The sequence below is a fragment of the Arthrobacter sp. AD-310 genome (assembly GCF_054656615.1).
In genome coordinates this window covers 44589-64566 of sequence record NZ_BAAHNO010000011.1, presented here as the reverse complement: position 1 = coordinate 64566, position 19978 = coordinate 44589, and the positions used below count along the sequence as shown (strand labels likewise).

The following is a 19978-nucleotide window of genomic DNA, read 5'->3' as shown; positions in this document are numbered from 1 at the left end:
AGACGTGACCGGCGCACCAGACTGCGTCGTTGAAACAGCGGTCGTTGAAATGGCAGACAATTGTTCTCCTATTACTTTGATACTTACGAGGGACGGTCGGAAGAAAGTTGTTGGGACTGCTGGCAGTCCTGGCAGATGCCCTGGTACATCACGTCGGCGATCTGGATGGTCATCGGCTTGGCATTCTCATCCCAGTGCGGGGTGAGGCACGGGGCATGGCCCACGGCGCAGTCCACATCCTCCACCCGCCCGCAGCTGATGCAGATGGCGTGGTGGTGGTTGTCGCCCACCCGCGTTTCGTAGAGGGCGGGGGAGTGAGGGGGCTCGAACCGGCGCAGCATGTGCAGGTCGGTCAGGTCCCCCAGGACGACGTACACGGACTGCGCGGTCAGCTCCGGAAGTTCCGACCGGGCAGCGGCCAGGATGCTCTCAGCAGGCGAATGGGGATGGCGTTCGACGGCGGCCAGGACCGCCAGCCGCTGCTTGGTCACCCGGCGGCCGTGGGCACGCAGGGCTGAAGCCCAGTCCTCGTGGCCCCCATGCTGCTCCGTCATGGAACCATTGAAACACTTATTATGAATATCTCACAATAAGGCTTGGCTTACCTCGGAAAACCTTGCTGGAACTATGGTGACTTCGAACCAGTTGCTTAAGCTGTAACAGCTGTTGGGCTAGGGGAGTGGACGTGCATAAGCACCACAATGGACTGAAGACCGCAGCGCTGTTCGGCGCGCTGTGGGCAGTGTTGCTGGGTCTCGGGGGCCTGATTGGAGCTGGAACGCGCAGCTCGGCTCCCATCTGGATCATGGCTCTGGTGGGTGTGGGCACCACCGCCTACGGCTATTGGAACAGCGACAAGATCGCCATCAGGTCCATGCAGGCTTACCCGGTCAGCGAGGCCCAGGCGCCGCAGCTCTACCAGATCGTCCGGGAGCTCTCGATGCGTGCCAACCAGCCCATGCCGCGCATCTACGTCTCACCCACCATGAACCCGAACGCGTTCGCCACCGGACGCAACCCGCAAAATGCGGCCGTCTGCTGCACCGAAGGGATCCTGCGGCTCCTGGACGCCCGCGAGCTCCGCGGCGTCCTGGGCCATGAGCTGATGCACGTGTACAACCGGGACATCCTCACCTCGTCCGTGGCGGCCGCCGTCGCGGGTGTGATCACCTCGGTGGGCCAGATGCTGCTGCTGTTCGGCGGCGGCGACCGGCGCAACGCCAACCCGCTGGCCATGATCGCCATGGCGTTGCTGGCACCATTCGCGGCGTCGCTGATCCAGATGGCCATCTCCCGCACCAGGGAATACGACGCCGACGAGGACGGCTCGCAGCTCACGGGCGATCCACTGGCGCTGGCCTCAGCCCTGGCCAAGATCGAGCGTGGCGTCAGCATTGCGCCGCTGCCGCAGGACCAGCGGCTGGTCAACGCCTCGCACCTGATGATCGCCAACCCGTTCCGCGGCGGAGGCATGAACAAACTGTTCGCCACCCACCCGCCCATGCGGGACAGGATCGCGCGGCTGGAGCGTATGGCCGGCATGCCGCCCCGGTAGCCGCGTGCCGCCGTCGTACCGCCAAGGCCGCCGTGGCAGGCCAGGCCTTTTCGACACGCAAATTCAGCTCCGACACGGAAACAGGCTGGCGCGCCCAATATTTCGGGTGCGCCAGCCTCTTTCCGCAGCGTCAAAAATTATCCGCGTCGAAAACGGAACTAGCTGCGGAAGTTAACGAACTGCAGGTCCGCTTCGTCGAAGTCCTTGAGCAGTGCCATGGTGGCCTGGAGGTCGTCACGGGATTTGGAGGAGACGCGGAGTTCGTCGCCCTGGATCTGGGACTTGACGGACTTGGGGCCTTCGTCGCGGATCAGCTTGTTGATCTTCTTGGCGAGATCCTGGGCGATGCCCTCCTTGATGGAGGCTTCCAGGCGGTACTCCTTGCCGGAGGCGTAGGGCTCGCCGCTGTCCAGCGACTTCAGCGAGATGCCGCGCTTGATCAGCTTGGACTGGAAGACATCCAGGACGGCCTTGACGCGTTCCTCCGAGTTGGCCTTCATGAGGATCTTCTCGCCGCTGAAGTCGATCTCGGCGCCCACGCCTTTGAAGTCGTATCGCTGGGCGATTTCCTTCTGGGACTGGTTCAGGGCGTTGGCCACTTCCTGCTTGTCCACTTTGCTTACGACGTCGAACGTTGACTCGCCTGCCATGACTCTCCTTCTGCGGTGGGAACCCTGCACGCGGCAGGGCGGGATCTCTGCGTTCCAGCCTAATACGGATGCGCTGCCGGGTGGGCGGGCAGATTCACAGTTCCCTCTCAGCGGAAGCACGGAGGGAACGAAGGAGGGCCGCTCAGAGTTGAACGTGTTGGATCACTCCGGAGGGAACACCATGCACCGCAAAGCCGCCACGTACGTTGTGAAGACCACGAGCGCCGCGGCGGGTGCGGTGGCAACAGCGGCAACGTCGGTGGCAGCAGCCGCGGTGGCCGCTTCCGTCATCCTGAGCCCCGTGGCTGATGCCTCGTCCCGGATGGAGGGCATCAGTGAAGACCTCCTGCGGGCCGTCCAGCTGAACCAGATCACCGAGGAGCAGGCCGTGAAGTTCGAGGCAAAACTCGCGGGCAGGATCCTGGGCGAGGCGTGAATCCCTTCAAATCCCTTGTGTTTCCGGGGGTTTTTCCGCTGCCTGACTCCCGATTCGATTCTTCGGCGGAAGTTCTGTAAAGTTGTCTTGCCCGCGGTTACTGGAAGCGGAACGGCCCGGAAACGGACGTTCTGAAGACTGCAGCCCGGGTCTTCTTTTGAAGTTCGGCAGATTACCCGAGCGGCCAAAGGGGGCTGACTGTAAATCAGCTGGCACTGCCTACGGGGGTTCGAATCCCTCATCTGCCACCCAAAGGAAAGCCTCCGGAACCGATAGGTTCCGGAGGCTTTTTCGTTCCCTGGGGCCGCCTCCGCAGTTCCGTCATAGTCTCGATCGCGAGTCCTGCCTTTGAAGGTTTTGAAGGGCGAAGAAGGCCAGGAATTTAGAAAAGCGGCCTCCGCTGGGGGCCTAAGGTCTCCTTCAAAGAGCCGCAAATCCGCCGTCGACACTGCTCCGGACGCGGCGTAGTCTGGCGATATCGGCGCAAGAGCCCCGATGCCCTGCGTCGATAAATCCATCGATGAAGGAGGATTCAATGAGTGTTGTACGTGAATTCATGACCACGGACGCACGATGTATCACGGAAAACCAGTCCCTGGTGGACGCAGCCCGGATGATGATGGACCTTGACTGCGGCTCGCTGCCGATCTGCGGTGATGACGGCAGGCTGAAGGGCATGATCACCGACCGCGACATTGTGCTCAAGTGCGTGGCCGAGGGCCGCAACCCTGCCGATGTGATGGCCCGGGACCTGGCCACCGGCAAACCCTACTGGATTGATGCCGATGCCAACGTGGATGAAGCAATCGACATGATGGAACGGCACCAGGTCCGCCGGCTTCCCGTGATCTCGGACCACAGGATGGTGGGCATCATCAGCCAGGGCGACATCGCCCGCAACTACTCCGAACAGCGCGTGGGTGAACTGGTGGAGCACATTTCGGAACGCCACCGGGTGTAGCGGCTTCTTCCTGAACAACGCGGCATTGTCCGCGGATCCCGACCCTGCAGGTCCGGACCCGCGGACAATCTTATAAACCAGAGAATCAGTTCAGCGCAACGAGGAGCATCTGACTGGTCCCCGGAATGCATGTCTGCAGGATGGCCCGGGGGAAACCCCCGAAGACTGCAATGACATCATTGGTGGTCCCCGGATTCGGAACCGTGCCGCGGGCGGTCACGGTGTACGTCCCGTAGCCGGGGATGCTGACTGTTTCACCCACACCAATGCCGGAGAACCGTGCCCAGCCACCGCAGAAGTCGTGCTCGGTGATAAACAGCGAGTAGCCGTCGTTGGGTGTGTAGTGGATGGGGCCAATGCAGGCGTCCACCATGGCCTGCCCGCCGGCGCCCGCCACGTAAATGGTCCGGACAGCGGGGGCGGCAGGAACCGGTGCCGGGGCCGGAGCTGCAGCGGGGGCGGCTGCGGGGGCAGGCGCAGGTGCGGAAACGGGGGCCGGGGCGGACGCGGCAGGAACCGCCACAGCAGGGCCCGTCAGCAGCAGCGTCTGGCCCGGAAAGATGATGCTGTAGGGGCCCAGGCCGTTGGCGGCCAGCATCGCATTCATGTCCACGCCGTGGCTGGCGGCGATGGCGCCCACCGTGTCGTCCGGGACAACCGTGTACAGGTTCGGGTCACCTGACGGTGCCGCCGCCGGTGCGGGTTCAGCCGGTGGCGCAGGTTCGGCAGGTGGGGCAGGTTCTGCGGGCGGTGGTGCTTCCGCCGCCGGTGCTTCGGCTGCAGGGGCTGCCTCTGCCGGTACCGCCGCAGCGGGCTCCGCCGCAGAGGCGGCCCCGGCGGCAGGTGCCGCCTCTGCGGCAACCTGGCCCGCCGCCGTCGTGTCTTGGGTCAGGGAACTTGAAGGAGCCGCCAGGGCTCCCACGCCGACCGCTGCAACGACAGCGGCGGTGGCCATGCCTGCCCAAAGCTTGTTGCTGACGGCGGGACGGCCGGTGGTGAGACCATTGCGGGGTTCATCGGTGGCGAAGCTTCTGCTCTCTGCTTCGTCAGCAGGGTGAGGGTGTTTCATGGGTAGCCCATCGGGTTCAGCCCGACGGCCGCGCAGGATGCGGCCGGAGGGACGGATTGAAGGCAGCGCGCCGGAGCCCCAACCAGTCAATGGGGCACGCGGGCAGCGCGTGATGGAGGCATCCGCATACCCAGAAAATACGGAAGCTCCGAGAGGAGGCGGCCGCCGGGAAGCCAACCCGGGGGACCAGCCAGTGCGTGTTTGTCCTAGGAATCCCGAGTCTAGGAAGCCCGCAAAGGGCCGGGCATCAGTAGGAATTACCCGAATTTTTCAGGCCGCTACTTACTGCCGGCGGAACTGCTACTCAACCATCAAATGCCCGGTACTTGCTCCCGTCCCGGCATGCCGCAGGCACCTAGGGTGTCCGCTCCTCCTTGAGCTCCGCAATTTCGCGGCGGAGCAAGGCGATTTCCGCCACCAGCTCGGCCATCTCCGCACGCACGGGTTCCTCCACTGCCTCGGCCACCGTCTCGGCGGTGTCCTCCACCCGCTGGACCAGCCATGACGCGATGGACGCCGTCACAACACCGAGGACCGCGATGCCGCTCATCATCAGCGCCGCGGCCACCAGCCGGCCCAGTGGGGTCACCGGGTACATATCCCCGTAGCCCACGGTGGTGATGGTGGTGATTGCCCACCACAGGGCATCCCCGAAGGTCACGATCTTGGCGTCCGGTGCCGTCTGTTCTACATCCAGGACCGCGAGCGCACCCACGAATACGAGCAACGCCGCGGACCCGGCAACGTAGGTGACAACGCGGCCGCGCAGGGTTTCGCCGATGGTCCGGTGCAGCACGGACAGCAGTGTGACCAGGCGCAGCAGCCGCAGCGGCCTGAAGAACGGCAGCGCCACGATGAGCAGTTCGTGGAGGTTGCGGAGGAACCAGCTCCAACGCTCGCGGGCCAGCCACAGGTTCGCCAGATAATCGAGGACGAAGATGCCCCAGGTGGCCCACATCAGGGCTTCCAGCCATGTTGCGGCGCCGCCCTCCACGCGGCCGACCACCTGCCACGCGTACGCTCCGAGGAAGACCAGTGCGGTGCCCATCAGCGGCCACTCCGCCAGGTCCCGGTAGCGTTGTTGCGTCATGCTGGAATCCTACGCGGGACGGGAATCAGCGAGCATACCGACTCTTGTTACCCGCGGGTAACATGATGGGATGCACCTGCTCCTGAGAACGCTCCTCCTGCTGTTCCGTTCCGCGCGCCGCCGGCCACTCACCGTATGGGACAGCTCGTCGCTGCCACTGCGCGTCCTGCCCACGGACATCGACATTGCCATGCACGTCAACAACGGCATGTACCTCTCCCTGATGGACCTCGGCCGGTTCGACCTCATGGTGCGCAGCGGGGTGTGGAAACGGATGCGCCGCCGCAGTTGGGGTCCCGTGGTCGCTGCCGAGACCATCGCCTTCCGCAAGTCCCTCCAGCTGTGGCAGCAGTACACCATCGAAACGCGCATCATCGGCCTGGACGCCAAGGCCATCTACTTCGAGCAGCGGATGGTGGCCGACGGCGAAATTTACGCGCGTGCCTACATCGCCACCCGCCTGGTCACCAGGTCCGGCCCGGTCAGCCAGGAGGAGATCCTCCGCGAATTCGGCCAGCCACCTGCGGACCTGGTCCTGCCGGAGTGGATCCATGAGTGGCGGACCGCCAGCACACTTCCCGGCAGCCGCACACCGGCACCGCACCTGTGGAAGGCGGACGCCTGAAGCAAGAAGCCACGGAGGCGGCCGGCGCGCTGTAGCTAGGCGCCGACGTCGCGCTGTTCAAGCGCGACGGCGGCCAGCAGCACGAGTGCCGCGGAGATGCCCCACAGCCACCCTGCCGCTGCCCAGTCCGCGCCGTTCGCAATGGGGGAGTTCCCGTACGCCCAGTGGTAGGGGCTGAGGTTCAGAAGCCACTCCACGTCCTCGCTTTGCCGACCGACCGCGTTGAAGACGTACCCCAGCACGCCGACCGCGGCGCCGGCCGCCAGGCCATAGGTCCGCCTCCCCGTGACAGCGCCGGCGCACAAGGCGGCTGTGCCGCTCAGCAGGGCCAGCCCCGCGAAGAGGACCGCGGCGCCGAACAGGTTGCCAGCGTCGATGCGCAGCTGCGACGGGCCATTCAGGAGCAGCACCAGGGCGAAGACCAGGGCCGCGAGGAGCACCACCCGCAGCAGCAGGGCCAGCGCCCGCTCGAGGACCACCTGGACCCTGCGGACCCCGTGCGCGAGCGTCAGTTCGAGCTGCCCGGACTCCTCGTCGCCGCCCACCGCCGCGGCGCCCCAGGCCACGGACGCGATGGTCATGAGCAGGAACCCGAGCAGTCCGTACAGCGTGGCCTGGGTGTAGCCGGGGCCGGTGGCGATCTGGTCGTAGTTGAGCGCTTTGGTCATTTCGGCCGGGAGGGCGTCGATCATGTCCTGCATTTGGGCGCTGCCGCCCAGGGATGGGTACAGCGGCAGGTAGAGGAAAGCGGCCGCCGCCAGGCCGGCACCCCAGGCCAGGGTGGAGCGCCAGCTGTCGAAGAATGCGCGGCGGAACAGCGGAAGTGCGGTGGTCACCGTGTTTCCCCCTTGCCGGCGTACATCTTCAGCACCGCTTCCTCCAGGTCCGGTTCGTCGAGGACCAGGTCCGTCAGGGTGAACGAGCCGAGGGCGTGGATCAGCGGCTGGATGTTGCCTTCCAGCACCGCGGACAGGGTGACGCCCCCGTCCGCCTCAAGCACCTCCACCTGCCCGACGCCGGGCACCCCGGCCAGCAGCGCAACGGCGTCGTGCGCTGCCATCCCGGACGCTGTGAGGCGGACGCGCCGGACGGCACCTTCGCGGAGCCCGCTGACGGACTCGACGGCGATAATCCGGCCGTCACGCAGGATGGCCACCGTGTCCGCCGTCTGCTGGACCTCGCTGAGGACGTGCGAGCTGAGGAAGACGGTCTGTCCGCGGTGGCGCGCCTCGCGCAGCATGGCGTGGAACTCCTGCTGCACCAGCGGATCCAGCCCGCTGGTGGGCTCGTCCAGGACCAGCAGCTCCGGCTGGTGCATGAAGGCCTGCACCAGGCCGAGTTTCTGCTTGTTGCCCTTGGACAGTTTTCGGGTGTGGCGGTCCAGGTCGAGGTTCAGGCGTTCCGCGAGCTCGTCGATCCGGCCCGGCGGAACGGGGCCGCTGATGGCCTGGTAATGGGCCAGCAGCTTCCGCCCGGTCACCCTGCCCTCCAGGAACAGCTCGCCGGGGAGGTAGCCGATCCGCCGGCGCAGTTCAGGTCCGCCTGTCCGCGGGTCACTGCCCAGCACGGTCACCTTCCCGCCGCTTGGCCGGATGATGTCGAGCAGGCAGCGCATGGTGGTGGTCTTGCCCGCGCCGTTCGGCCCAATCACCCCGAACACCGAGCCGGCCGGAATATCGAAGTCAACGCCGTGGAGGACCTCCCGGCGGCCGAAGCTCTTGGTCAAGGACCGGGCCGAAACGGCGGTGGCCATGCATGCCTCCTGGTGCTGCGCAGCGGCTGATGACCCCCAGACTAGCGCCGCCGGGCGGCCCGTACACGGGACTTTCGGCTTATTCCCGATGACGCGGGGAGCGAACAAGGGGGGTCAGGCCACGACACGGCGGCTCCCGGCGCGTACCGTTGACCCATGGCTACCCTTGACATCACCGGTGAACAGTTCGCTTCAACCATCGAAGGCAATGACATCGTCCTGGTCGATTTCTGGGCCGAATGGTGCGGCCCCTGCAAACAGTTCGGCCCCACATACTCCGCTGTCTCCGAGAAGCACCCGGACGTCCTCTTCACCAAGGTCGACACCGAGGCCGAGCAGCAGCTCGCCGCCGAGGCGGGCATCTCGTCCATCCCCACCCTGATGGCGTTCCGCGAAAAGGTGCTGGTGTTCTCGCAGCCCGGTGCGCTGAACTCCCAGCAGCTCGAGCAGGTGGTGGACGCCGTGAAGGCCCTGGACATGGAAGAAGTCCATGCCCACGTTGCCCGCCAGCGGGCTGAAGCCGCCGCAAAGTCCGCAGGGCCGCAGGACGGCTCGCAGATTCCGGACGCCTGAACCTTTGGCTTAAACGCAAAAGGCGGAACCTCTTCCAAGAGGTTCCGCCTTTGTTGTATCCGAGGTCCGTCCTAGATACGCTCCACCTTCACGGGTTCGGCCAGCAGTGCGCTCAGGGATTCGTTCAGGTCCTGCACCGCAATGCCTTTGGAGTGCTTGTCCAGGTCCTCCTCGGAGGCCCACTGTTCGGTCAGCACCAGCTTCTCTTCGGTGGCCTCGGTCAGTTCGTAGCGGATGCAGCCCGGTTCGTTCACCACCTCGTCGATGGCGATTTCCAGGGCGAGCTTCACGCGGAAGAACTCGCCCTCGTTGGGGATGAACGTTGCCTGCAGGTCGATCGGTGCACTCATGGATTTCACAATACCGTCCGGCACGTGTGCTCCTATTCTTGTTGCAGCCGGCCGGCATCCTTCAATTGCCCCGGACCTGTTGGTAGCGTGCCATCATGCGTGCATACACGGCCGGGAACACCGACGTTCCGCTGCTCGAAGAGACTATCGGCGCCAACTTTGAGCGCATGGCAGCGAAGTTTCCGTACCACGACGCCCTGATCGAGGCGGGGCCGGTTCCGGGCGCGGACGCCCGCCGCTGGAGCTACACCAAGATGAACGACGACGTCGACCGGCTGGCCCGCGCGCTCCTCGCCCTGGGCGTCGGCAAGGGGGAGCGGGTGGGGATCTGGAGTCCCAACTGCGCTGAGTGGACGCTGCTGCAGTACGCCACGGCCAAGGTGGGCGCCATCCTGGTCAACGTCAACCCGGCCTACCGTAGCCATGAACTGGAGTTCGTGGTCAAGCAAAACGGCATGCGGACCCTTGTGACAGCCCCTTCCGACCGGAACAGCGACTATGTGGGGATGGCACGGGCAGCGCTCGCCAAGTGCCCGGACCTACGTGAACTCGTGTTCCTGCCCGCCCCCGGCGGCGGGGAATCCGCCGACGCCGCCGTCCCGCTCAGTGACGCGGAACTGACCTATGCCGAACTGCTCAAGCGCGCTGACGCCGTCGGACATTCCGCCCTCAAGGACCGGATGGCAGAACTGGACCCGCACGATCCCATCAACCTGCAGTACACCTCCGGCACGACAGGTTTCCCTAAGGGTGCCACCCTGACCCACCACAACATCCTGAACAACGGGTATGCCATCGGGGAACTGCTGGGCTACACCGAACACGACCGGGTGGTCATCCCGGTGCCGTTCTACCACTGCTTCGGCATGGTGATCGGCAACCTGAACGCGCTCAGCCACGGAGCCGCCACCATCATCCCCGGCCGCGGCTTTTCGCCCGCCGCCGCCCTGGAAGCGGTGCAGGATTTCGACGGGACGTCCCTGTACGGGGTGCCCACGATGTTCATCGCCGAGCTCGCCCTGCCGGACTTTGACACCTATGACCTCTCGACGCTTCGCACGGGCGTAATGGCTGGTTCCCTGTGCCCGGTCGAGGTGATGACCCACGTCATCAACGACATGCACATGAAGGACGTGGCGATCTGCTACGGCATGACCGAAACGTCGCCGGTGTCCACCATGACCCGGCAGGGGGACACGCTGCAGCACCGGACGGAAACTGTGGGGCGGACCATGCCGCAGCTGGAGAGCCGCATCGTGGATCCGGCCACCGGGGAGGTCCTGGAGCGCGGCCAGGTCGGCGAGCTGTGCACCCGCGGGTACGCCGTGATGGCGGGGTACTGGGACCAGCCGGACAAGACCTCCGAGGCCATTGACGCCGAGGGGTGGATGCACACCGGGGACCTGGCCCGGATGGACGACGAGGGCTACCTGGTGATCGAGGGGAGGATCAAGGACATGGTGATCCGCGGCGGGGAAAACATCTACCCGCGCGAGATCGAAGAGTACCTCTACACGCACCCGGCCATCCAGGACGTGCAGGTGATCGGGGTACCGGACGCGAAGTATGGCGAGGAACTCATGGCCTGCATCATCCTCAAACCGGGGGCCGAGCCGCTGGACGCAGCGGCGCTCGCCGAGTTCTGCCGCGGCCATTTGGCGCACTACAAGATTCCCCGCTACGTGGAGGTCCGCAGCAGTTTCCCCATGACGGTTTCCGGAAAGATCCGCAAGGTGGAGATGCGCGAGGAGGCGGTGGCCCGGCTTGGGTTGTAGCCCTCAGCGGATGTCGCGGCCGATGGTCCTGATGCCCACCACAAGTCCGACGGCGGCAGTCGCCGCGGCTGCCACAAATCCCCCGAGCGTGTCCGCCCCGAGGTTCCCGGCGAACAGTTCGCGCTCGGCGTTGACCAGGTACGTCAAGGGGTTGAACAGGCTTGCCGTCTGCATCCAGGCCGGGCCGGCCTCGATCGGCAACATGATTCCGGACAGGATCATCAGCGGGAACAGCAGGGTCTGCTGCACGCCCCAGAAAATCCATTCCTTGTTCTGCGACACCAGGGCCAGCGCGTAGGACAGCGCCCCGAGCCCGATCCCGAAGATCCCCAGGATAACCAGCCCGAGGAGCACATGCAGCGGGTAGAAAACGAAGCCGAACGGGATGCAGACCAGGGCGATGAGCAAGCCCTGCACCACCAGGGGTGCCCACTCCTTCAGCGCCCTGCCGATCATCAGGGACGAGCGGGACAGGGGAGTGGCGAGGATCCGCTCGTAGGAGCCCGTCATCAGCTCGTACTGCAGGTTCGAACCGGTCATCGACGTTCCGAACAGGGCGATCATCACCACCACGCCGGGGAGGAACCACTGCAGCGTCGACTGCCCGCCGAAAGCCGGGGCCCCCACCGAGGCGCCGAGCAACGGACCGAACAAGCCCAGGAACACCAGTGGCTGGAGCAACGAAAAGATCAGCGAAAACGGGTCCCGCAGCGGCAGCAGCATCTCCCGCCAGAACACGTACCTGGTGTCGCGCAGGACCCGCCCCAGCCCCGGCGTTTTGGCCACGTAGCCGGAACCCGCCGCGCGGGCCGCCCCGGTGCTCATCGGTTCGCTCCTTCCCGCAGGTTGCGCCCGGTCAGTTCCAGGAACACGTCATCCAGCGTGGGCGGCTTCAGCTCCAGGGACTGCGCGGGAGCACCGGCGTCGTTCATCTCCTTCAAAAGGCCCGGGGCGATCCTGGCGCCCTCGGGAAGGCGCAGCCGGAAGGTCACGACGCCGTCGAGCCGGTTCTCCTGCACTTCGCCGCCCGCCGCGGCCCTGCCCAACAGTCCGCGCACGCCGGCAGCTGCATCGGCCGCCACCTCGACGGCCAGCAGGTCGCCTGCGAGATTCGCCTTCAGCCGCGCCGCCGTGTCGTCGGCGATGATCCTCCCATGGTCGATGACAATGACCCGCTCGGACATGGAATCCGCCTCATCCATGTAGTGGGTGGTGAGGACGATGGTGGTGCCGTGCTCCTGGCGCAGCCGCGTGATGTGGTCCCACAGGTTGGCCCGGTTCTGCGGGTCCATTCCGGTGGACGGCTCATCAAGGAAGAGCAGGCCGGGGGAGTGCATCAGGCCCAGCGCCACATCCATCCGCCGCCGCTGGCCTCCGGAAAGTTTGATGACCGTGCGCTTGGCCAGGTCGGTGAGGTCCAGGGACTTGAGGAGTTCCTGCGCCCGTACGGTGGCGTCGGTGGTGTTCATACCGTAGAAGCGGCCCTGCATCACGAGTTCGTCGATCACCCGGAAGCTGTGGCCGCCGCCGTTGCCCTGGCCGATGTAGCCGATCCGCGCCCGCACACCCGCAGGGTCGGCCGTGACGTCGACGCCGGCCACGGTGGCGGAGCCGGACGTGGGCCGCAGCAGGGTGGTGAGCATGCGCAGCGTGGTGGACTTCCCGGCGCCGTTGGGTCCCAGGAACGCCACCAGTTCGCCGGCGGCAATGTCGATGTCCACGCCCTTGACGGCCTCCACGGTTTCCTTCTTGGCCGTGAACGTCTTGGTCAGTTTTTCCGTGTGGATCATGCTGGCTCCAGGGGATGCTTGCGGGGTTAGTGCCGGCGGTGGTCCTGGATCGTCATCCGGGGGCCGAACGTGGGCTTGCGGAAGCCGGTGCTCTGGATCATGCGGACCACGCGCTGACGGTGCCCGCTCCACGGCTCGAGCAGCCGGAGCATGCCTGCGTCATCCGTCCGCCGGCCGGTCAGAGCCGCGCCCACGTACGCTGCCAGGTGGTAGTCGCCCACCGAGATCGAGTCCGGGCAGCCGTGGGTCCGCTGCACCACCTCGGCGGCGGTCCAGATACCAATCCCCGGGATGGTCTGAAGTTTGGCCCCCGCCTCGGCGGCGGGCAGGGCTGCCAGGCGTTCAAGCGCGACGGCGGAGCGCAGCGCGCGCATCACCGTTGCCGAGCGCTGGGGTCCCACGCCCGCCTTGTGCCATTCCCAGCTGGGAATGCGAAGCCACCCGTCGGCCGTCGGCCCCACCACCAGGCCCGGCGGCGTTGAGGCGCCGGCCCGCGGCGCCGGCGTTCCGTACCGGTGCAGCAGGTACCGGTAGGCCCGCCGCGCCTCGATAACCGTCACCTTCTGCTCAAGGATGATGGGCACCAGCTGGTCCACCATCCTGCCCGTGGCGGGAAGGCGCAGCGCCAGGTTCCGCCGCCGGGCCTCCCGGACCATCCGTGGAAGGGTGGCGTGAAACGCGGGCTCGTCGAAAGCGGCCCAGTCGTCGTCGGCGCCCAGCATCCGGGGGGCTGCCTCCGCGGCCAGCGCGGCACCGGGCCCCCAGGCCTGGATGTCCACCCGGACAGCCAGTGGCGTCCCGCCGTAGGCATCTTCTCCTGCCATGCCCCCGCCCGGGCTGAACCGAACGGTGGCCGGGCCGTCCGGCGTCGTAAAGGCGCTCCAGATGACGTCCCCCTGGACGCTGAAGGAAGGATCGCTGCTGCCGCGCAGGAGCGGCCCAAGGGTGCGTGCCAGGCTGTAGGGGCTGTCCGGGAACCAGCAGAGGGACACGTCCGCAGCGGCCGCAAGCCGGGGAGGTGCCTCTGCAATGGTCATGGTTCAATCGTCCCACGCCCCTGCGACAACGGACCCGCCGGGGATCAGCAGACTGCCGGCAGGTGCCGGAAAATGCCCCTTATCCAGCACCGCCGCCGGGACTAGACTCCACACTGTGGCGCGGACCGCCGCGCCCGGAGGCTCGAAAAACCGGGAGGCAACAATGGGTGGAGTAGTGCATTTCGAAATTCCCGCGGACGACCAGGAGCGGGCTAAGAAGTTCTACCAGGAAGCCCTCGGCTGGCGGATCGATCCCGTGCCGGGCATGGACTACAACATGGTGGTCACGACGCCAATGGACGAGTCCACCGGGGCGCCCACGGAGCCCGGTGCCATCAACGGCGGCATGTTCGCCCGTGAAGACGCCCTCAAAACCCCCGTCATCACCGTGGACGTTGAGGACATCAACGCCACACTGGCCACTGTTGAAGCCCTCGGCGGCGCCGTGGTCAAACCGCGTGAAACCATCCCCGGCATGGGCTCCTTCGCCTACTTCAGGGACACCGAAGGCAACGTGATGGGGTTGTGGGAGAACCTGCCCGCGGGGGACACCGGCGGGGGTGCGGGCACTGGATCAGCCGCGGACGGCTTCTCGATCTAGGCGCCGACGGAGCAGGGGCGAAGACATGGGCATCGTCGCGCAGGTGCTGGCGGTCATCACCGGTGTCCTTTTGATCGTTGTGGGCCTCCTTGAAGCCTTCCGCTACAAGGACCAGCGGCTCTACCCGATCTTCCTCATAAAGCCGGAGGACACCGCGGCCGTCCGGCTGTGGACGGTCAACGTGGGGTTCCACAATATGGTGTGGGGTGTGTTCGGGATCGTCGGCGTGGTGCTGGTGAACGCCGGGGAAGTCACGGTGGGCCGGACGATCGTGGCCATGATGTGCGTCGCGCACGTCATTGAGGGCATCGTCCTGATCATCAGTGAACGCCGGCTGTGGCTCAGTGGAATCGGGCAGGCGTTCCTGCCTGCAGTGATCCTCCTGCTGATGTTCGCCGGCTAGGCGGTAGCTTTGTATCCATGAAGTACGCCCAGTCCATCCTGGACCTCATCGGCAACACCCCGCTCATCAAACTCAACCACGTGACCGAGGGCATCAAAGCCACCGTCCTGGTGAAGCTGGAGTACCTGAATCCCGGCGGCTCCATCAAGGACCGGATCGCGGCGCAGATGATTGAGGACGCCGAACGGGAGGGCAAACTGCAGCCCGGCGGCACCATCGTGGAGCCCACCTCCGGCAACACCGGTGTGGGGCTTGCGCTGGTGGCCCAGCAGAAGGGCTACAAGTGCATTTTCGTGGTGCCGGACAAGGTGGGCGAGGACAAGCGCGCCGTGCTGGAGGCCTACGGCGCCGAAGTCGTGGTCACCCCCACCGCCGTGCCGCCGGACAGCCCGCAGAGCTACTACGGTGTCTCCGACCGCCTGGTCCGGGAGACCCCCGGAGCATACAAGCCGGACCAGTTCTCCAACCCTGCCGCTCCCGGCAGCCACTACAAGACCACCGGCCCGGAGATCTGGCGCGACACGGACGGCAAGGTCACCCACGTTGTCATCGGCGCCGGCACGGGCGGCACCATCACCGGCACCGGTCGCTACCTCAAGGAGGTCTCGGCCGGCAGGGCGGATGCCGACGGCGGACCGGTCCGGATCATCGGTGCGGATCCGGAGGGCTCGGTCTACTCCGGCGGGACCGGGCGCCCGTACTTTGTCGAGGGTGTCGGGGAGGACATGTGGCCGGCCAACTATGACAAGTCCGTCCCGGACGAGGTGATCGCCGTCAGCGACGCCGAATCCTTCGCCATGACACGCCGGCTCGCCAGGGAAGAGGGACTCCTGGTGGGCGGATCGTCGGGCATGGCCGTGGTGGCTGCGCTGCGGGCGGCGCGGGACCTCCCGGAAAGTGCCGTCGTCGTCGTCATCCTCCCGGACTCGGGCCGCGGCTACCTGGCGAAAATCTTCAACGACCAGTGGATGCGCTCCTACGGATTCCTGTCCGGCGGCGAGGAAACCTCAGTGGGCGAGGTGATCAAGTCAAAGAACGGCGAACTGCCGGACCTGGTCCACATCCACCCCAACGAGTCCGTCCGGGACGTCATCAACATCATGAACGAGTTCGGCGTCAGCCATATCCCGGTGCTGTCACAGGAGCCGCCCGTGGTCATGGGCGAGGTCCTGGGAGCGGTGGACGAGCGGACGCTGACCGCCAAGCTGTTCCGCGGCGAGGCCAAACTGACCGACAAGATCTCCGAGCACATGGGCCCCAAACTGCCCGTGATCGGGTCTTTGGAAACCATCTCGGCCGCCCGGGAACTGCTCTCGGACGTGGACACCGTCATGGTCACGTTCGTGGGTGCCCCCATCGGCATCCTTACCCGGCACGACCTGCTGGCCTACCTCAGCAACTAAAGGAGCATCATGTCCGCCAGTGAAAACCAGGGCTTCAACACCCGCGCCGTCCACGCCGGCCAGGCCTTCGAGCCGCGCACCGGTGCCGTGGTCCCGCCGCTGCACTTCAGCTCCACCTATGCCCAGGACGGCATCGGCGGCCTGCGCGACGGCTACGAGTACGGCCGTGGCGGCAACCCCACCCGCGATGCTCTCCAGGAACAGCTCGCAGCCCTCGAACTTGGCACCCACGCCTACAGCTTCAGCTCCGGCCTCGCCGCCGAGGACGCCCTCATCCGGGCCCTGACCCGGCCCGGCGACCACATTGTGCTTGGCAATGACGCCTACGGCGGGACCTACCGGCTGATCAGCCGGGTCCTTGGCGACTGGGGGATCGGCAACACCCCCGTGGACATGGCCAACCTGGACACCGTCCGGCAGGCCGTTCGTGCGAACAAGACCCGCTTCCTGTGGGTGGAAACGCCTTCAAACCCGCTCATGAAGATCACGGACATCGCAGCGCTCGCAGACATCGCGCACGACGCCGGAGCCCTCCTCGTCGTCGACAACACGTTTGCGTCTCCATACCTGCAGAACCCGCTCGCCCTGGGTGCCGACGTCGTGGTGCACTCCACCACCAAGTACATCGGCGGGCACTCCGACGTGGTGGGCGGCGCCGTTGTGGTCAAGGATGCGGAGCTCGCGGAGAAGATCGGCTTCGTCCAGTTCGCAGTCGGCGCGGTGTCCGGTCCCATGGACGCCTTCCTCACCACCCGCGGACTCAAGACCCTCGGCGTGCGGATGGACCGGCACAGCCTCAACGGCCAGGCCGTGGCCGAATGGCTGCTGGAGCGGTCGGAGGTGGAAGCCGTGCTGTATCCGGGCCTGCCGACCCACCCCGGCCACGAACTGGCCAAGCGGCAGATGCGGAGCTTCGGCGGCATGGTCTCGGTGCAGTTCAAAGGCGGCGAGGCGGCGGCGCGCAAGGTCGCCGAATCCACCACCGTCTTTACGCTGGCCGAGTCCCTGGGCGGCATCGAATCGCTGATGAACTACCCCTCCGAGATGACCCACGCCTCGGTCAAGGGCACCGAGCTGGCTGTCCCGGTCAACCTGCTCCGCCTCTCCTGCGGCATCGAGGACAAGGAAGACCTGATCGCGGACCTGGAACAGGCGTTCACTGCCATTCGCTAACGGGCAGGCCGATGCTGGCTTTCTTGAAGAAAGTCAGCTAGGGTTGCCGCTATGCCCCTTCGCTCCGACTGGTCCCTCCGCAACTGCAGCATCGCGCGCGGCCTCGACATCCTGGGGGACCCGTGGACCCTCCTGGTGCTCCGCGAGGTCTTTTTCGGCAACGGGCGGTTTGACGTCATCAAGGCGCGCCTCGAGGTGGCGGACTCCGTGCTCACCAGACGCCTGGCCGGGCTGGTTGACGCCGGGCTGCTGGAGAAACAGGCGTACGACGACGGCGGCCGCGCCCGCCTGGAGTACGTCCTCACGCCCAAAGGGGAGGATGTACTTCCGGTCCTGAACGCGGTCAGCATCTGGTCGGAGAAGCACCTGCCCGCGCCTTCGGGTGAAGCACACCTCGCCGTCATCCACTCCGGGTGCGGGAAGAGCACCACCTCGGCCGATACCTGCACCGCGTGCGGGGAGCGGCTCACCGCCGCCACCACGAGCTGGCACAGCCGGACCCGGTCCGAACAGCCCATCCAACTGTCCACCGCTGCCGGGAAGGGAGCCGCCGCGTGAGCACCCTCCCCGACGAAGCGGCCGACCAGCAGGAAACAACGCTCAGTCCCGGCACCGTCCCGGGCCGGCGGCGCCTGCACCCCGCCTGGATCGTCGCCGCTGTGGCCTTCCTGGCCCTGGTGGGAGCCGCCGGCTTCCGGGCAGCACCCGGCGTCCTCATGGTCCCGCTGCAGCAGGAGTTCGGCTGGTCCACCACCGTGCTGTCCGCGGCCGTGAGCATCAACCTGGTCCTCTTCGGCCTGACCGCCCCGTTTGCCGCCGCCCTGATGGAGCGGTTCGGCATCCGGAAGGTCACCGCCACCGCGCTGGTACTGATCGGCCTGGGCAGCGCGCTGACCGTCCTGGTCAACCAGTCCTGGCAGATCCTCCTGACCTGGGGACTGCTGATCGGCCTCGGCACCGGCTCCATGGCACTGGTCTTCGCCGCCACCATCGCCAACACGTGGTTCAGCAAAAGCCGCGGGCTGGTCATCGGCATCCTCACCGCCGGCAGCGCGGCCGGCCAGCTCGTGTTCCTGCCGTTCATCGCCCTGCTCGCCCAGGACCCCGGCTGGCGGCAGGCGTCCCTGCTGATCGCCGCCGGAGCCCTGGCGGTAGTCCCGCTGGTGCTGAAGTTCCTGCGAAACTCCCCGGCCGACGTCGGCGTCCTGCCCTACGGCGCCGACCCCGCCGTCGGGGCGCCCGTGCAGGCAGCCTCGGCGGACAACGGTCCGCGTGCAAACGCAGCCGTCCGTGCACTCCAGGTGCTGCGCCGGGCCAGCCGTGTCAGGACCTTCTGGGCGCTGGCGGGCGGGTTCGCCATCTGCGGCGCCACCACCAACGGGCTGATCGGCACCCACTTCATCCCGTCCGCCCATGACCACGGCATGCCCGAAACCACCGCCGCAGGCCTGCTCGCCGTCGTCGGCATCTTTGACATTGTGGGGACCATCGCCTCCGGCTGGCTGACCGACCGGTTCAACCCACGCATCCTGCTGGCCGTCTACTACCAGTTCCGCGGCATCGGCCTGCTGGTACTGCCGATGCTGCTGAGCGCCGAGGTCCAGCCCAGCATGATCGTGTTCGTGGTGATCTACGGCCTGGACTGGGTGGCCACCGTTCCGCCCACCGCCGCAATCTGCCGCGAGGTGTTTGGCGCGGACGGCAGTGTGGTGTTCGGCTGGGTGTTTGCCGCCCACCAGCTCGGCGCCGCACTGGCTGCACTCGCCGCCGGCGCCCTCCGCGATGCCACCGGCCACTACACGTACGCGTGGCTGGGGGCTGCAGCCATGTGCACCATCGCGGCGGTCATCAGCGCCACCATCCGCAAGCACCACGGTTCCGCTGATCGGAAGGCAGCGCGGCCGGCCGCGTGAACCGGGGGCGCCGCCGGCAACGTTAGGCTGAATCCCATGGAACCCGTGCCTGCAGCCCCTGCCCGCAACGTTGCCCTCATCACCGGGGCCGGCCGGCTGGCGGGCATCGGTGCAGGCATTGCCCGCCAGCTCGCGGCTGACGGCTGGGACCTGGTCCTGTCCTACTGGCAGGAGTACGACGAGCGGATGCCATGGGGGAGCGAACCCGAGGACGTGGTCCGCCTGACCGCCGAACTCGAAGCGATCGGTGCCCGGGTGTACAGCCTCTCCGCGGACCTGCAGGATCCCGGGGTGCCGGACAGGCTGGTGGCCGAGGCCGTGCAGCTTGCCGGGCCGCTGCAGGGGATGGTGCTGAGCCACGCGGAGTCGGTGGACTCGGGCATCCTGGATACCACCCTCGAATCCTTCGAACGGCATTTCGCCGTGAACACGCGTGCCAGCTGGCAGCTGATTGCCGCGTTCGCCCGGCAGGCAACGGACGACGGCGGCGCGATCGTTGCGCTGACCAGTGACCACACAGCCTTCAACCTGCCCTATGGCGCCTCCAAGGGAGCGCTGGACCGGATCGTGATCGCGGCGGCCCGGGAGCTGGGTCCGCGCGGCATCTCGGCGAACGCCCTCAACCCGGGCCCCGTGGACACGGGCTGGATGAGCGACGAAGTCCGGCAGGCCGTCGTCGAACGCCAGCCCACCGGCCGCCTGGGCACTCCGGCCGATGTCGCCGGGACGGTGGCGTTCCTGCTGTCCCCGGCCGGCCGCTGGGTATCCGGGCAGCTGATCAAGTCCGACGGCGGCTTCTCGGCGTAAATAAGTCCCGCCCC

General features: G+C 66.6%; 23 protein-coding genes and 1 tRNA gene. 14 read left to right on the top strand and 10 right to left on the bottom strand.

The window, feature by feature from the left end; genetic code table 11:
• Positions 1-83: 83 nt before the first annotated feature.
• A complete protein-coding gene (locus ACYQ1Z_RS08570) occupies positions 84-554 on the bottom strand; it encodes a Fur family transcriptional regulator (protein WP_459792089.1) in 471 nt (156 codons plus the stop codon).
• Between the two features lie 131 nt (positions 555-685).
• On the opposite strand from ACYQ1Z_RS08570, the gene htpX reads away from it, so the two are divergent.
• On the top strand, positions 686-1555 hold the full coding sequence (htpX, locus tag ACYQ1Z_RS08565; protein WP_459792088.1) for a zinc metalloprotease HtpX: 870 nt from the start codon (positions 686-688) through the stop codon (positions 1553-1555).
• A 158-nt stretch (positions 1556-1713) separates the two neighbouring features.
• Here htpX and ACYQ1Z_RS08560 read toward each other — a convergent pair whose 3' ends face one another.
• Positions 1714-2205: a YajQ family cyclic di-GMP-binding protein gene (locus ACYQ1Z_RS08560; RefSeq protein ID WP_009357171.1), complete on the bottom strand. Its 492-nt coding sequence runs from the start codon at positions 2203-2205 to the stop codon at positions 1714-1716.
• Between the two features lie 181 nt (positions 2206-2386).
• On the opposite strand from ACYQ1Z_RS08560, the gene ACYQ1Z_RS08555 reads away from it, so the two are divergent.
• From ACYQ1Z_RS08555 to ACYQ1Z_RS08545, 3 genes are all read left to right on the top strand, one after another.
• Positions 2387-2641 carry a hypothetical protein gene (locus ACYQ1Z_RS08555; RefSeq protein ID WP_459792087.1) on the top strand — a complete coding sequence of 85 codons (255 nt, stop codon included), beginning with the start codon at positions 2387-2389 and terminating at the stop codon, positions 2639-2641.
• Between the two features lie 166 nt (positions 2642-2807).
• Positions 2808-2889: transfer RNA gene (locus ACYQ1Z_RS08550), tRNA-Tyr, on the top strand.
• Positions 2890-3176: 287 nt separating this feature from the next.
• A complete protein-coding gene (locus ACYQ1Z_RS08545) occupies positions 3177-3602 on the top strand; it encodes a CBS domain-containing protein (RefSeq protein WP_459792086.1) in 426 nt (141 codons plus the stop codon).
• An 85-nt stretch (positions 3603-3687) separates the two neighbouring features.
• Here ACYQ1Z_RS08545 and ACYQ1Z_RS08540 read toward each other — a convergent pair whose 3' ends face one another.
• Positions 3688-4671, bottom strand: coding sequence for a LysM peptidoglycan-binding domain-containing protein (locus ACYQ1Z_RS08540; RefSeq protein WP_459792085.1), 984 nt, complete (start codon positions 4669-4671; stop codon positions 3688-3690).
• A 355-nt stretch (positions 4672-5026) separates the two neighbouring features.
• On the bottom strand, positions 5027-5761 hold the full coding sequence (locus ACYQ1Z_RS08535) for a potassium channel family protein (RefSeq protein ID WP_459792084.1): 735 nt from the start codon (positions 5759-5761) through the stop codon (positions 5027-5029).
• A 70-nt stretch (positions 5762-5831) separates the two neighbouring features.
• Between ACYQ1Z_RS08535 and ACYQ1Z_RS08530 the strand changes: the two genes are divergently transcribed.
• The gene (locus ACYQ1Z_RS08530; RefSeq protein WP_459792082.1) at positions 5832-6386 is read left to right on the top strand and encodes an acyl-CoA thioesterase; all 555 of its coding nucleotides are present in this window, start codon (positions 5832-5834) and stop codon (positions 6384-6386) included.
• Between the two features lie 35 nt (positions 6387-6421).
• Here the strand turns inward: ACYQ1Z_RS08530 and ACYQ1Z_RS08525 are convergent, their stop codons facing one another.
• Entirely contained in the window at positions 6422-7222 is an 801-nt protein-coding gene (locus ACYQ1Z_RS08525; protein ID WP_459792081.1) for an ABC transporter permease subunit, read from the bottom strand.
• The gene (locus ACYQ1Z_RS08520) at positions 7219-8139 is read right to left on the bottom strand and encodes an ABC transporter ATP-binding protein (protein ID WP_459792080.1); all 921 of its coding nucleotides are present in this window, start codon (positions 8137-8139) and stop codon (positions 7219-7221) included. Before ACYQ1Z_RS08520 ends, ACYQ1Z_RS08525 begins: the two co-directional genes overlap by 4 nt.
• 156 nt (positions 8140-8295) lie before the next feature.
• On the opposite strand from ACYQ1Z_RS08520, the gene ACYQ1Z_RS08515 reads away from it, so the two are divergent.
• Positions 8296-8712: a thioredoxin family protein gene (locus ACYQ1Z_RS08515; protein WP_459792079.1), complete on the top strand. Its 417-nt coding sequence runs from the start codon at positions 8296-8298 to the stop codon at positions 8710-8712.
• 71 nt (positions 8713-8783) lie between these two features.
• On the opposite strand, the gene ACYQ1Z_RS08510 is transcribed toward ACYQ1Z_RS08515, so the two are convergent.
• Positions 8784-9062 carry a putative quinol monooxygenase gene (locus ACYQ1Z_RS08510; protein ID WP_459792078.1) on the bottom strand — a complete coding sequence of 93 codons (279 nt, stop codon included), beginning with the start codon at positions 9060-9062 and terminating at the stop codon, positions 8784-8786.
• Between the two features lie 95 nt (positions 9063-9157).
• On the opposite strand from ACYQ1Z_RS08510, the gene ACYQ1Z_RS08505 reads away from it, so the two are divergent.
• Positions 9158-10837: an AMP-binding protein gene (locus tag ACYQ1Z_RS08505; protein ID WP_459792077.1), complete on the top strand. Its 1680-nt coding sequence runs from the start codon at positions 9158-9160 to the stop codon at positions 10835-10837.
• A gap of 3 nt (positions 10838-10840) precedes the next feature.
• On the opposite strand, the gene ACYQ1Z_RS08500 is transcribed toward ACYQ1Z_RS08505, so the two are convergent.
• Genes ACYQ1Z_RS08500 through ACYQ1Z_RS08490 form a run of 3 tightly spaced genes read right to left on the bottom strand, consistent with a single transcriptional unit; the run spans position 10841 to position 13664 of the window.
• The gene (locus tag ACYQ1Z_RS08500; protein WP_459792076.1) at positions 10841-11662 is read right to left on the bottom strand and encodes an ABC transporter permease; all 822 of its coding nucleotides are present in this window, start codon (positions 11660-11662) and stop codon (positions 10841-10843) included.
• Positions 11659-12627 (bottom strand): ATP-binding cassette domain-containing protein, encoded by a 969-nt coding sequence (locus ACYQ1Z_RS08495; RefSeq protein ID WP_459792075.1) that lies wholly within the window; start codon positions 12625-12627, stop codon positions 11659-11661. Before ACYQ1Z_RS08495 ends, ACYQ1Z_RS08500 begins: the two co-directional genes overlap by 4 nt.
• Before the next feature lie 26 nt (positions 12628-12653).
• Positions 12654-13664 carry a DNA-3-methyladenine glycosylase family protein gene (locus tag ACYQ1Z_RS08490; protein WP_459792073.1) on the bottom strand — a complete coding sequence of 337 codons (1011 nt, stop codon included), beginning with the start codon at positions 13662-13664 and terminating at the stop codon, positions 12654-12656.
• Between the two features lie 163 nt (positions 13665-13827).
• Between ACYQ1Z_RS08490 and ACYQ1Z_RS08485 the strand changes: the two genes are divergently transcribed.
• The 7 genes from ACYQ1Z_RS08485 to ACYQ1Z_RS08455 are packed head-to-tail and all read left to right on the top strand — an operon-like array spanning position 13828 to position 19964.
• Positions 13828-14265 (top strand): VOC family protein, encoded by a 438-nt coding sequence (locus tag ACYQ1Z_RS08485; protein ID WP_459792072.1) that lies wholly within the window; start codon positions 13828-13830, stop codon positions 14263-14265.
• Positions 14266-14290: 25 nt separating this feature from the next.
• Positions 14291-14668 (top strand): DUF1304 family protein, encoded by a 378-nt coding sequence (locus ACYQ1Z_RS08480; protein ID WP_459792071.1) that lies wholly within the window; start codon positions 14291-14293, stop codon positions 14666-14668.
• Positions 14669-14685: 17 nt separating this feature from the next.
• On the top strand, positions 14686-16071 hold the full coding sequence (locus ACYQ1Z_RS08475; protein ID WP_459792070.1) for a cystathionine beta-synthase: 1386 nt from the start codon (positions 14686-14688) through the stop codon (positions 16069-16071).
• A 9-nt stretch (positions 16072-16080) separates the two neighbouring features.
• Positions 16081-17244 carry a cystathionine gamma-synthase gene (locus tag ACYQ1Z_RS08470; RefSeq protein WP_459792069.1) on the top strand — a complete coding sequence of 388 codons (1164 nt, stop codon included), beginning with the start codon at positions 16081-16083 and terminating at the stop codon, positions 17242-17244.
• A 51-nt stretch (positions 17245-17295) separates the two neighbouring features.
• Positions 17296-17802 (top strand): winged helix-turn-helix transcriptional regulator, encoded by a 507-nt coding sequence (locus ACYQ1Z_RS08465; RefSeq protein ID WP_459792067.1) that lies wholly within the window; start codon positions 17296-17298, stop codon positions 17800-17802.
• The gene (locus ACYQ1Z_RS08460) at positions 17799-19157 is read left to right on the top strand and encodes an MFS transporter (RefSeq protein ID WP_459792066.1); all 1359 of its coding nucleotides are present in this window, start codon (positions 17799-17801) and stop codon (positions 19155-19157) included. The genes ACYQ1Z_RS08465 and ACYQ1Z_RS08460 overlap by 4 nt, the downstream gene beginning before the upstream one ends.
• Positions 19158-19193: 36 nt before the next feature.
• Positions 19194-19964 (top strand): SDR family oxidoreductase, encoded by a 771-nt coding sequence (locus ACYQ1Z_RS08455; RefSeq protein WP_459792064.1) that lies wholly within the window; start codon positions 19194-19196, stop codon positions 19962-19964.
• Positions 19965-19978: the final 14 nt, after the last annotated feature.